General features: G+C 53.7%; 9 protein-coding genes. 7 read left to right on the top strand and 2 right to left on the bottom strand.

Annotated elements, in window-relative coordinates:
* Positions 1-4 precede the first annotated feature (4 nt).
* Positions 5-859, top strand: coding sequence for a sulfite exporter TauE/SafE family protein (locus tag JXQ78_RS10640; protein WP_407934047.1), 855 nt, complete (start codon positions 5-7; stop codon positions 857-859).
* On the top strand, positions 837-3185 hold the full coding sequence (locus JXQ78_RS10645) for a heavy metal translocating P-type ATPase (RefSeq protein ID WP_330630739.1): 2349 nt from the start codon (positions 837-839) through the stop codon (positions 3183-3185). The genes JXQ78_RS10640 and JXQ78_RS10645 overlap by 23 nt, the downstream gene beginning before the upstream one ends.
* 2083 nt (positions 3186-5268) lie before the next feature.
* On the opposite strand, the gene JXQ78_RS10650 is transcribed toward JXQ78_RS10645, so the two are convergent.
* Positions 5269-7053 (bottom strand): hypothetical protein, encoded by a 1785-nt coding sequence (locus tag JXQ78_RS10650; RefSeq protein ID WP_330630740.1) that lies wholly within the window; start codon positions 7051-7053, stop codon positions 5269-5271.
* Between the two features lie 3 nt (positions 7054-7056).
* Here JXQ78_RS10650 and JXQ78_RS10655 point away from each other — a divergent pair, with 3 nt between their 5' ends.
* A complete protein-coding gene (locus JXQ78_RS10655; protein ID WP_330630741.1) occupies positions 7057-7407 on the top strand; it encodes a hypothetical protein in 351 nt (116 codons plus the stop codon).
* 96 nt (positions 7408-7503) lie between these two features.
* On the opposite strand, the gene JXQ78_RS10660 is transcribed toward JXQ78_RS10655, so the two are convergent.
* Positions 7504-8082 carry a DUF1102 domain-containing protein gene (locus tag JXQ78_RS10660; RefSeq protein WP_330630742.1) on the bottom strand — a complete coding sequence of 193 codons (579 nt, stop codon included), beginning with the start codon at positions 8080-8082 and terminating at the stop codon, positions 7504-7506.
* 316 nt (positions 8083-8398) lie between these two features.
* Here JXQ78_RS10660 and JXQ78_RS10665 point away from each other — a divergent pair, with 316 nt between their 5' ends.
* The 4 genes from JXQ78_RS10665 to JXQ78_RS10680 all read left to right on the top strand — a co-directional run bounded on the left by JXQ78_RS10665 (position 8399) and on the right by JXQ78_RS10680 (position 11995).
* On the top strand, positions 8399-8995 hold the full coding sequence (locus JXQ78_RS10665; protein WP_330630743.1) for a DUF7344 domain-containing protein: 597 nt from the start codon (positions 8399-8401) through the stop codon (positions 8993-8995).
* Entirely contained in the window at positions 8992-9576 is a 585-nt protein-coding gene (locus JXQ78_RS10670; protein ID WP_330630744.1) for a hypothetical protein, read from the top strand. The genes JXQ78_RS10665 and JXQ78_RS10670 overlap by 4 nt, the downstream gene beginning before the upstream one ends.
* Before the next feature lie 89 nt (positions 9577-9665).
* Complete coding sequence (locus tag JXQ78_RS10675) at positions 9666-10826, top strand: signal peptidase I (RefSeq protein ID WP_330630745.1); 1161 nt, start codon at positions 9666-9668, stop codon at positions 10824-10826.
* A gap of 23 nt (positions 10827-10849) precedes the next feature.
* Positions 10850-11995 carry a DUF5305 family protein gene (locus tag JXQ78_RS10680; protein WP_330630746.1) on the top strand — a complete coding sequence of 382 codons (1146 nt, stop codon included), beginning with the start codon at positions 10850-10852 and terminating at the stop codon, positions 11993-11995.
* Positions 11996-12262 lie beyond the last annotated feature (267 nt).

A 12262-nucleotide genomic window follows, 5' to 3' on the forward strand; every position in this document is an offset into this window, starting at 1 on the left:
TGGGGTGGTGGCTTCGTCGTCAGTGCTGGTTTCTGGAGTGACTTCGCCGATCAGTGGTGGCGCAGATCTCCTCGTCTTTCTGGCGATCGGGCTGCTCGGTGGTGCACACTGCATCGGCATGTGTGGGCCACTCGTGACGACCTACGGCGAACGGATGCAACGCGACGAAGGGTGGGACGGCGCACTGACGATTCACGAGGTGCGCCAGCATGCGCTGTTCAACGTCGGTCGCACCATCGGATACAGCGTTCTCGGAGGGCTGTTCGGGCTGCTCGGAGCGCTCTTCTATGGGACCGTTACACTTGGTGGGATCGTCGGCCCCGTTCAGGGCGCAATGGGTCTCGTCGTTGGATCGCTCATCGTGGTAATGGGCGCAACGCGACTGTTTGGTTATCGACAGGGCTCGGCGGAGGCACTCATTTCGGGGACAGGCGTCGGCTCAATCTTTGCGCGCACGTATGCCGTCGTTTCTGGCCGGCTCGATCGACTGGTCAACGGAACAGGAATCGTCGGATTGGGTGCGATGCATGCGCTGTTGCCGTGCATGTTGTTGTATCCCGCGTTTCTCTACGTGTTCGCGCAGGGATCGCCGCTGTATGGGCTCCTCGCGCTCGGTGCGCTTGGTGTCGGTACGATCCCGACTGTGTTCGTCTACGGTACGCTCGTTCCGTCGGTTGGTCCACGGCACCGACGCCTGCTCCATCGCGCACTCGGCGTCTGTTTCATCGGTCTGGGTTACGTGATGGTCGGCATGGGTGCCCGACGGTTCGGAATCGGACTGTGGCTGCCGGACATTCCGTTCTATCAACCGCTCTCTGTTGTACAACACATCACTCATGCAATCGTGTACACTCTGTGAGCTACCGATTGACGGCGAGCCGATCACTGATGGCGACGCAGTCTACTGCTGTCGTGGCTGTCAGGAGATCGCAGAACTGATCGAGGAACCATCGTCTTCGGTGTCGATTGAGGGGATTCGCAATCGAGTGCAGACCGGATCCGATGCAATGAGCGTCCCAGACGGCGCAGAGACGGTGTATCGGTCGGTCGATGGAATGCATTGCAAAACGTGTGAGGGATTCATCGAGCTGCTCGCCGAGGAGACCGACGGCGTGTACACCACAGACGCCAGCTATTCGAACGAGATGGTTCGGGTGGTGTACGATCCCGACGAACTCGACGAGTCGGCGGTAACTGACGCCGTGAGCAAGTTTGGCTATCAGGCCCGCGATCCGGAGTCGACGGACGAGCCATCGTTGCTCAATCGGCTCTCCTTTGATCGGTATCGCTCGGTCATTTCCGTCATTCTCGCGATGCCGGTGATGTTTCCATATCTGTTGTTCATTTATCCAGTGACGCTTGGGGTGTACGATGATTCGTTTTTGCTTGGGCAGACGATGGGGGCGATGGTGTTCGGTCCGCTTGCCGTCTGGAGCACGCTCATCGTGATTGGGCTTGGCTATCCGTTTTTCAGGGGTGCGTACGTGAGTCTTCGCGTCGGACAGCCGACGATGGACGTGCTCGTTGCAATCGCCGTTCTCGCTGCGTACGGCTATTCGGTCGTCACCGTCGCCACTGGTGGCACCCATCCGTATTTCGATGTGGCCGTGATGGTGCTGGTGGTGGTGACCGTCGGCAATCACATCGAATCACGTGTCAAGCGCTCGGCTGCGGGCTCTCGGGGCTCACTCACGGAGACGCGCATTACGCACGCCGAGCGACTCCGTGACGATGGTCAGACCGAGACCGTTCCGATCGATGAATGCGCTCCCGGCGATCGGCTGCTTGTTCGACCCGGTGAGCGGATTCCAGTCGATGGGACGGTCGTTGCGGGGACGGCCGCGGTGGATGAGTCGTTGATAACCGGCGAGTCCGTCCCCGAAACGAAGCGTTCGGGTGACGATGTGCTTGGGGGGTCGGTTGTCACCGACAGCAGTCTCACGGTGGCCGTCGGACCGGAAGCAACGAGCACGATCGATCGGCTCGTTTCGCTCATGTGGCAGACCAAGAGCCGTGATGGCGGTGTTCAGCGGCTCGTCAATCGGTTTGCCGTGGTGTTCGTCCCGCTCGTGTTGTTGATCGCATTCGGAACGACCGTGGGCTGGTTGCTGGTCGGCGAATCACTCGGAACGGCGCTCATGGTCGGTGTGTCCGTTCTCGTCATTTCCTGTCCCTGTTCGCTCGGCATTGCGACGCCGCTTGCGCTGTCGGCCGGCAGTCGAGATGGCGCTGACAACGGGATTTTGTTGCTCAACGAGACGATCTTGGAGCGGATCGACGACTCGGAGGTCATCGTGTTCGATAAAACGGGGACGTTGACCACTGGCGAGATGCGCGTTGCTGACGTGGTGGCGGACGATCCAGCGGCTGTCCGTTCTCGTGCGGCGGCCGTTGAGCGCCATTCGAGTCATCCGATCGCCGATGCGATCTGTTCGGCTACCGATGCGGCGACGGTGTCGGCGACGGCATTCGAGCGCTCGGCCCGTTCGGTTTCCGGCGTTGTTGATGGTGAGCGGGTGCGGGTTGGTCATCCCGATGCGTTTGCTGGGGCGTTTGAGATCCCGGATTCGTTGCAGGCCACGATCGACGACGCCTACGACGACGGGCTACATCCCACGGTCGTAGGCTGGGCTGGTGCGGTTCATGGCGTCATTCTGTTGCATGATGAGCCCCGCGAGGAGTACGAGCGCGTGCTCAGCTCGCTGGCCACAGCCGATCGAGAGATCGTCGTGTTGACGGGCGATGATGAGCGGATTGCGGCGCGCTTTGGCGACCATCCTGCGGTCGATCACGTGTTTGCTGGCGTGCGTCCGGATTCGAAGCGGGCGATCGTCAGCGGGCTTCGTGAGCGTGGCACGACGACGATGGTTGGCGATGGCACCAACGACGCGCCGGCGCTCGCGAGCGCGGATCTCGGGATTGCGGTCGCCAGTGCGACGGATCTCGCGGTGGATGCGGCGGATGCGGTCATTGTGGATGATTCACTGGAGGGCGTCGAGCGGACGTTCGAGCTGGCGCGGGCGACTCGTGGTCGGATCAAGCGCAATCTCGTTTGGGCGGCGTTGTACAACGTGATCGCCATCCCGATTGCGGTGCTCGGCTGGATCACGCCATTGCTTGCGGCGGCGGCGATGGCGATCAGTTCGTTGCTTGTTGTGTTCAACTCTCGGCGGCGGTTGCTCTGACATCATCGCCGAGCAGCTGAGCGAGTTAGTGGTGAAATTTATCTTGGGCAAATGAATGTTGTACTGCGCGAGTTTGATGGATACAGTAATACTATTACTCGTCGTTAACAACTGCCGTAGGTGAATTTCCGACCTATTTACAAAAATTGGTGGTTTGCATTAGTTCTCATAGTAGCAATTACGTCACCACCGTATTTCTGTGTGGTACAACCCGCCTTGGAAGCAATTCATCCCGTATTTGAGTTATCGCGGTCTGGATCACCTGGTAGATATCCGGATTCTCTTTCTGGGCTAATATATATCTCATTAGTGATGGTTCTTCACTTCACCTATAAAATAAAGATAATAGGATATGGGGGATTGATACCTAGCAAAAGTTACGATGTATTAGTTTGATTTGCTAAATTGAATCTGCAGATAACCCAATATATGTGCGAACTATTGGCTATTTTAATACCATAATTATAAATTTAGGATTATGAGTGTTTGGTTAGTTGGAGCGATTCGGAGACAGCCGGTCTACTCATCGTAATATCTTTCCGAACGATACATTATAGTGGGATTGGTATACAACTTCTATCCTAGATATGAAGCTGCTGATGGGAATTTTAAACAACAGATATGTAGCGATTGCTATTTCTATTACCGTAGTTACTCCTATATATTTTCTTATAATTCAACCGTTCTTGGCATCACTGCATCCCGTTTTCGAAATAACTGCTTCTACATCATACCGGAGATACCCGAATGATTTGGCCCATCTGATCTATATGGTTTCAGTAATGGTGTTTTATATGAAATTTGGATCCGTATTTGTTGATTATGAGTAATCGACAGATATGATTCTCCCTAATCTGTTCTATTGTTCCTTGATCCCGCTGGTATATGTCCTCCATGCCTAAATGACAATACTAGAGCAATCATTCGTTAATTATTTATCAACTGGTTGCTCAGCGGTTACATCTCCTATTGGGCTTTGTGAATCGAATATCTCTATCGCTTTCCCAACGTACTGGAGGGAATCTCCTTTCTGAGATACGAGGTCTCACGCTTTACAACGATGCCAGTGATCTCGCGGTAGGTAACGTTGCCTCGGATGAGACGACTGGCCTCAGTCGGTGATGGCGATCAGTTCGTTGCTCGTCGTGTTCAACTCTCGTCGGCGCTTGCTTTCTGGAGAGCGTTAGTCCGTGGTGATGCGCGCCAGCGCGGGGTGCTGGTCTTCGAGGCCTGTTGGACAGCCAGACTGCGATCTGCTCGTTTCAAACGTCGCGACCACGAGCATTTCTCCCGTCACGCGATAGCCCGTGATACACTCACTCCCAGGCTAATGCTCGTAGCCCGTCTGCTCGTTAACGAGTTCGGTGATTCGCATGGATCGGAGAGATTGTTCGTTATGAGGTCCTATCGCCGCTCAAAGTGGAACCATAACTCTATACTCTTAGTATGACTCGATAATTTACATGAAGTTGATTAAGAAGATCATTAACAATTCTCATATGGGGTTTGTAGTTGCTCTCATTGTTGTTACACCTGTTTATTTTAACATTATTCAGCCACTATTGGCATCAATCCATCCAATATTTGCTTTTCAACCCCCGATGAATTACAGCAGATATCCGAATTCGGTTTCGAATCTAATTTATCTGGCCTTGATAGTCATTGTCTATTTCATTTATAATTTAAAATTTGTGGATTATGAATAGTTGATGGTTGTGGTCTCTTAAGTAACGTATGTGAATCTTCCTCGACTTACTGGAGTACAAACTGATAGTGTGGCAAAGCCCCTCCTCTCGACACGATTTATCCGAAACAATAATACTCCTCTCCAAATAATATAGGTTGCCTTGAGTTACAAACATCATGAAATTGGATACTAGTATATATAAGAATAAAACCGCAGGATTCATAATAATTTTAATAATAACGCTGCCATTATATTTCAATGTAGTTCAGCCAGCATTGGCCACCATACATCCTATGTTTGAGTTTCAAGCAACAACAACTCCCAGTAAATATCCAAATTCGCCTGCCACTATTCTATATTTAGTAATTGTTTTGATATGCCATATTATTTATACGATTAAATTCGTGGATATAGATAGAGAGGAATAATCTGCCGCGAATGTTTATTCTCGGATTTGTTTTTTCTCACCTTTGTGGATGCATAACCATTTACTATTGTATTTATAGTAGGTGCTATTTTTCTTTGCCCATAGGAAAGTGACTCTATTATCTGCCTAGTTGTATCTGGGTTTACTCGAATATATTCGCTAATAGCATTTCTCACCGTTCTAGGTGATTGACCTCCAGTATGTATCTTCCCGACGAGCTTGAGACTGACCCCTTCATCCACGTAGTGTTTGATATCCTTCTTGGGAATCCCTTCGTCGTACCGCTTTCTGACCTGTTTGAGAACATCGCCCGTTCTGAGATACGACGTCTCACTTTTCGAGACAATACCAGTGATCTCGCGGTGGGTGAAGTCGCCTCGGATGAGCCGACTGGCCTCATCGACGTTGGCTCCCTTCTTCGCAAGTCCGACGACCTCACCGTGCGTGAATCCGTCGTGTTTCAGCTGTCTGGCCTTCGATGGCTTGATTCCAGTATCTGCGATCTCCATGACATGGTCGTTGGTGAACCCATCACGCTTCAACAGTTTTGCCGCATCGAAGTCGAAGCCCTGCTTCGATAGCTTCCGAATCCGCTTCGGTGAGAACTTCTGATTTCGCATGTCGGCGACCTTGTGGAGGCTCACATCGTTTTTGACGTAGTATCTGATATCGTCGGCCGGAATGTTTCGTCCCCGGAGCGTCTGCACCCTGTCCAGATTCACCCCCTTCTTGGTGAACTGATCAATGTCTGTCTTAGTGAATTTGGAGTTTTTCACCAGATCATCAATCTGGGCGGGGTTGTAGCCGTCGTCGATATAGCGTTGCATCTTCGAGTCCGATATCTTTTCTGCCTTTTTCCCTTTGGAGAGTCCGTCGAGAATATCCCTCTTTATACTGTCCGGAAATCTCGATAAGATCCCGTCTTTGACGAATGAAACGGCCTTTTTTATATTACTGCCGCCAATCTTCGCCCACATTTTCGCGTAGTGGCCAATCTGGGCGAGATCGCCACCGGTCCCTAGCCCCGGTGCAATCGACGCCAGACCGATGACACTTCCGATGATATCTCCGTTGAGTGCTGCCTGTATCGTATCGCGAATATCCGGGATAATACCGACTATCGGAACCACAGAGGTGATCATCCATCCGGCAAAGTATGTCACTGTTCCCGCTTCTTGGGTTGGTTTTATCCCATTGGGCATTCCCATCGCTCCTGCAGCAGCTCCCACTAATATCTCCCTGCTTTCTTTCGGATGGAGAAGCATCCACGCAACGATGTATCCGATTGGGTGAGGCGTGAGCAAAGCGGCTCGTATGAGTGTGGCTTTGTGTTTCTGGAAGAACTCGGAACCGCTCTGTATGAGATCCATTAGCCCATCAATGAGCCCTTGCTCAGTTTCATTGACAGCAGGCTCCTGGTTTGGCGTCGTCCGGGTGTTCGAATCTGATTGTCTTTCTGTTCCTGTCTGGGTGGTGCGGTCCGAGTTACTGGTATTCGGATTCGTTGCTCCACCCTCCAGATCCGCATCCGCATTCACGACGAGTTCGGTTTCGAGCGATTGCTCACCTGAATCCGTCGCATCGATCTCCACGCCGACGTAAATGGTGTCGCCGGGACTGAGCTGGACGGCATTTTCTTCGGACTCGAACGGCGTTCCGTCCTGCTGGAACTCGACGACGTCGTTCGTGTTTTCGAGCCAGACCCCAACGGGCTGGGGCCCCTGATTCGTGATGGTGAAGATATCCGAAATCACGGTTTGGCTCCCCTGATTGACGCCGCTGCCGGCCGGGCCGTCTTCGAGTGTTCCGTCGAGTCGGAGCGCAAGCTCCCCGCCCTTGTCGGTCGCGTACTGTCCGTTCTCGCCGTCGGCTGGCTGCAAGCCGAGATAGCCCGCCGCGTCGCCGACCACGTTGACGTTTGCGTTTCGTTTGGTCGTGGCCGAGTCGAACGCGCCAGTGGCGTAGATGGCGCTCGTCACCAGCCCAACGGCGATCAGACAGATGGCTATGCGTCGCAGTTGATTCATAAATTCATGGTAATGGTAGTGTCGTCACTGAATTCTCACATCGAAAAACCACGACCGAGGCCACACCGATCACACATGTGAGCACCGGCCGTGTCAGGAAACCGTCCTGCAAATCACACTCCGTGAACGGATCACGGAACAAGCTGCCCTGGGTTCCCCACTGGGAGACGATTCGGCCTACTCGTCGCTATCGTCGTTGGAGGCGTCAGACTCGTTCATGTTGCCTGCGACACTCTTGGCAGCGTCGGAATTCTCTGCTTCGATGATGAAGTCATCATCGAAATCATCCTCTGTGCCGAGACCACTTGCATCAATCTTGACGCCGACAGACACATGCTCTCCAGTTCCGATTTCCTTACCGTCGATGGGGGAACCATCTTCACTGTCGTAGAACGAGAGCCTATCCTCATGCTCGTCTTTCACAGAGACCTGCACGGACTGTGTTCCCTGGTTTACGATATGGAACACGTCATCGAACGTGTACTGCGAATCAGGGTTGACACCTTTTCCACCATCACTAGTCTTATGTTTCTTTGTGAAATCTATACTGAGCTTTCCATCATTTCCGACCTCCGCGAAATTTCCGTTCCCGTTTTCGACTGGTTGTAAGCCGAGATACGCACTTTTATCGCCCGTTACCTCCACGCTCGCCGTCCGCTCGACCGTAGCGCTCGAAAACGCGCCCGAGCCCGTAACAAGGGCCGCCGCAACGACGATCGTAATCAACGCCAGTAGCTTTCCTCGTGGTACGTACATGTTTTCATCCGGTACCTACACGCTGCATGTAGGTTCCTACTCCATACCAAATCCTACAGGTACTTTGTATTCGGGTCCGAGAAGATTTTGAGCGAGTCATTACTGATTGTTTAATTCCGTTCAAAACTGACGATACAAAGCGTTCGAACCAATATCGGATAGATCGCACCCCGATCCGCTCGTATGACAATTGATACCCACCGGAAACCGATTGAACTATCGATTAATTCAAATATCGTTAGGAGTTACATACCATATCGGTTGGGTCGCCCTCTAGACACCTGATGAGTGTTGTCAGGACGTTTCATGCAGATGTATGAATCAATCACACACGCAGGCACGACAAGAAACCGGAACTGAACCGTCGGAGTCGACACTGGGACGGGATGCGCTATTTTCTCTTCTCGGCAATCGCCGCCGACGCTGGGCGATCAGATATCTCACTGCCAACGGTCGCACACAGCTCAGTGAGCTCGCAGAGCAGATCGCAGCCTGGGAGGCAGGCGTCCCCCCCGAGGAAATCTCTGCGAAACAGCGAAAATACGCCTACACATCCCTTCAGCAGAGACACCTCCCCGCGCTCGATGACGCTGGCGTCATCGAGTTTTGTCCTGTAGAGGGGGTCATCGAGGTGACTGACCAACTCGATTCTCTGGATATCTATCTGGAAGTCGTGCCCAGTAACACGATACCATGGAGTATCTACTATCTTGGTATCGGCCTGGCCGGCTGTGTGGTGATGTCGGCAATTGCGATGATCGATTCTTGGCCCGTCACGGCGCTGTCGGTCCACGAATGGGCCATTCTGTTCAGTCTCACCGTAACGATTTCTGCGATCGTGCACACCTACCGCACACGATCGATGCGGCTCGGGAGCCACGAACTCCCACCGGAGGTGACCCACGACCCATGAGCCGTGCGAGATCACAGTCCAGACGGTTCGCTATTGTTCTCGTGGTCTGTGCCATCGTCGTCCTGTTCACTGGCACCGGAGCGTTCGACTCGCTTTCTCAACAGAGAGAGGTGTCCGTCTCAGTCTCAGAGGACTCGGCATTTCTCGCGTTCGAGGGTGCAGAGCCCACGGTTTCGAAAACTGGCGTCGAATACGCTGGTCGCCAGCCGGCACTGGTCGGCGCATTCAGAACGTCCGGCGGAAACACGACAACCGTCACCCTCGGAACGATCACCAACGGACTCTCATCGACACTCTCCTCGTTTGATCTCAGCGTCTCCGTCCCTGACAGCTCGGCGATCACCGTTCGAGACCCCACCGTCACCGAACCCGTGGTGAAAGCAGATCGCTCGAGCCAGCTTGTTGCCACCGTGGAGTGTCCAGACACAGCCCCTGCTGACACGACCGTGACGATCGAAATCACCGCGGAGGGTTCTGATACATCGGTGTCGACGAGTGCACAGGCGACCATCCATTGTGCCGGTGAAGCTGGAGCCAATGGATCAGAATCGAACGGTGCTATCTCCCTCCGGCAACGATGAGTGCGACAGACGACGAGCAGGCACGGTCTGAGACGCTACGCTCGGAGCGACTTACAGTGTTGTCGGTTGAACTGGGTGCCATCGCATAAATGGACCGACGCTTGCTCGGAGCGACTGCACAGTCCGTGCTCGTCCTCGTCCTCGTTGCAGTCGTGATCGGCCAGCTCATCGGCCAACCGGTGTTGCTGGCGTACGTCACAAGTAACAGCATGGAGGATACGATCTCGACCGGAGATGGGTTCATCGTCCTCCCTGCTGTCGTGACCGGTGAGCCAGAAGAAGGCGACATCATCGTATTCAACTCGAAGACGCTGAACGACGACGCTGGCGGCATTACGACACACCGCGTAGAAGAAACCACCAACGAGGGACTGATTACACGAGGGGATAACAACCCGTTCACCGATCAGGATGCCGGTGAACCGCCAGTCAAAGACCGTCAGGTAATCGGCGAAGCCGTCATGATTGGAAGCCAGCCGATTGTCATCCCGCACCTCGGGAGCGCATTTGGCGCAATACGAGGGGGAATCTCGAACATACAGCGTCAAATCGCAATTGCACTCGGCACGCGATCGCTACTTGGAACACAGGGATTGGCGTACATTCTGCTTGGATTTGGCATTCTATTGTATGCCGGGAGCGCGCTTTTCGAAAGCGGTGGAAACCGGTCCAGACGCCGCCGTCGGAAACGAAGCCGGAAACGACGGATCACGAACACGCAGATGGCGATCGTTCTTGGGCTCGTCCTCGTTGGCTCACTGACGGCGACGATGACGTTTGCCGGCGGTATTCAGGAGTTCAGCGTGGTAAGCGCACAGTACAACTCACCGGGACCGACCGTGATCGCCAGCGGGGAAACGGAATCGATGAACTACACCGTTCCAAACGGGGGTGTCCTTCCGATGCAGGTGTATCTCGATCCGGCCGGCAACGGCGTTTCCACACCCGATGATAGTGTGATCGTCGGCCCCGGTGAAACACAAACCATGAATGTGGATTTCTCGGTTCCGGATGAAACAGGATACTATCCACGATACGTCGCCGAACACCGGTATCTGACTATTATACCGCCATCACTAATCGATCTGCTCTACCGGATTCACCCGTGGCTGCCAGTAATCGTCATCGATAGCCTGGTATTCGTCGCCTTCCTGGCGGTCACGACCAAGCTTCTCGGCCGTGGATACGTTCGGTCACGGCCGAGTCGCAGTAGATTTGTCCGTCGGATCAAACGCCTGTTGAAGTACTGAAAGGAACGCTGCAGTCTATAACCATGACCACGAACCAACTCACACGGCTCAAGGTACTGATAGATGACTACTTTTTCGTGTTTGCAGCGGTGCTTGCCATTCTCGTCGCTGCGGGCGGCTGGACGACATATTCGACGGTTGTCGATCCTGGCACGCACGTCGAAGAACGGACTGCGGCGTCGTGGTCCGTCGATGGTGGATTCGACCACCGGGGACGCGTCGTTGAGAACTCGCTCATCTTCCAGAAGAACGAAACCCGGGAGAACAGAATGTTTTACATCACCAATTCGACACCACGTCTCAACACGACGTACTGGTTCAAACTCGGTGGTGAAAACGGATCAGCGGACGTTCACACGCGGGTATCGCTCGTCGATTTTGCACACTACGAGCAGGAAGCAGAGGAGTCCGAGGAGGTTATTCAGCGGCGAATCTGGGAAGAGCGACGGCTACTCGACGTCAAAAACGACACACTCAAACCTGGTGAACGACAGAACGTCTCGTTCAAAATCGATGCTGATGCGCTGCGAAAGCGAACGAAGCGACTACACGAGCGACACAAATCGTTGTATCAAATTTCACAGATCAGGACGCAGGTGTTCGTTACCACGACAATAAACGGGACGGTCGATTCACACCCCGTCAATCGACAGTTTAACTACACGCTGCCGATCAACAGCACGATGGATTATTTCGTGGTGTCACCGACCCGGAGTCCGGTCGAGCAAATGAGCGTAACACAACAGACGACTGTGCCGAATCAACCCGGGACAGCTCCGCAGGTGGGATCGATCGCGTTGTTGATCCTTTCACTGGTGTCGCTTGGAGGACTGTGTTATGGCCGGTGGGACGATCGCTTTGTCGTTTCGGAATCGGTCCGCACGGAGCTCCAGAACAGCAAAATCCAGTCGGAGTTCGAGGACTGGATTACGATCGGGACGGTCCCACAGGATGATCCACAGACCACTATCGAGGTCGACTCGCTTGAGGGGCTCGTGGACGTGGCGTTCGACACGAACCGACGGGTGATTGAGGACGAATCCACGGGGGTGTATTTCGTCCAGGATGCCGATATCTGGTATCGGTACACTCCGCACTGGCTCGACGACAACGCGGCCGATGACGAGATAGAGGCCAGTGATAATCCTGGCTCAGACGACGAGCAGTAAGCCACTGGCCATTCGAAAATATAATACGCTGCTTCTGTTGACACCTTCCCCACCCTGAAAGGCGTCACCAGAAATCAAAGATTTCTGGGTGGCCCACAGGACGTTTTGTGTCTTGTGACCGCGCTAAAGTGGTCGAACTACGTTCGGCTGATCAGCCAGATGTAATCCGGCGAAGTACGGGGCTTTCTCTTTGAATCAGGGTAAACTGTCTGCTCTATAACTGTGAATTACCTTTCGCTGCTTGATCGCGGCTGCCGCCGTTCGCTC

The sequence above is a fragment of the Halocatena halophila genome, from assembly GCA_027563145.1.
Lineage (GTDB): Archaea > Halobacteriota > Halobacteria > Halobacteriales > Haloarculaceae > Halocatena > Halocatena halophila.

Bases quoted from the DNA above. Each gene is read 5' to 3' on its own strand.
- JXQ78_RS10665 (WP_330630743.1), top strand. From the start codon at position 8,399: ATGAATCAATCACACACGCAGGCACGACAAGAAACCGGAACTGAACCG.
- JXQ78_RS10675 (WP_330630745.1), top strand. From the start codon at position 9,666: ATGGACCGACGCTTGCTCGGAGCGACTGCACAGTCCGTGCTCGTCCTC.
- JXQ78_RS10680 (WP_330630746.1), top strand. From the start codon at position 10,850: ATGACCACGAACCAACTCACACGGCTCAAGGTACTGATAGATGACTAC.
- JXQ78_RS10645 (WP_330630739.1), top strand. From the start codon at position 837: ATGCAATCGTGTACACTCTGTGAGCTACCGATTGACGGCGAGCCGATC.
- JXQ78_RS10670 (WP_330630744.1), top strand. From the start codon at position 8,992: ATGAGCCGTGCGAGATCACAGTCCAGACGGTTCGCTATTGTTCTCGTG.
- JXQ78_RS10660 (WP_330630742.1), bottom strand. From the start codon at position 8,082: ATGTACGTACCACGAGGAAAGCTACTGGCGTTGATTACGATCGTCGTT.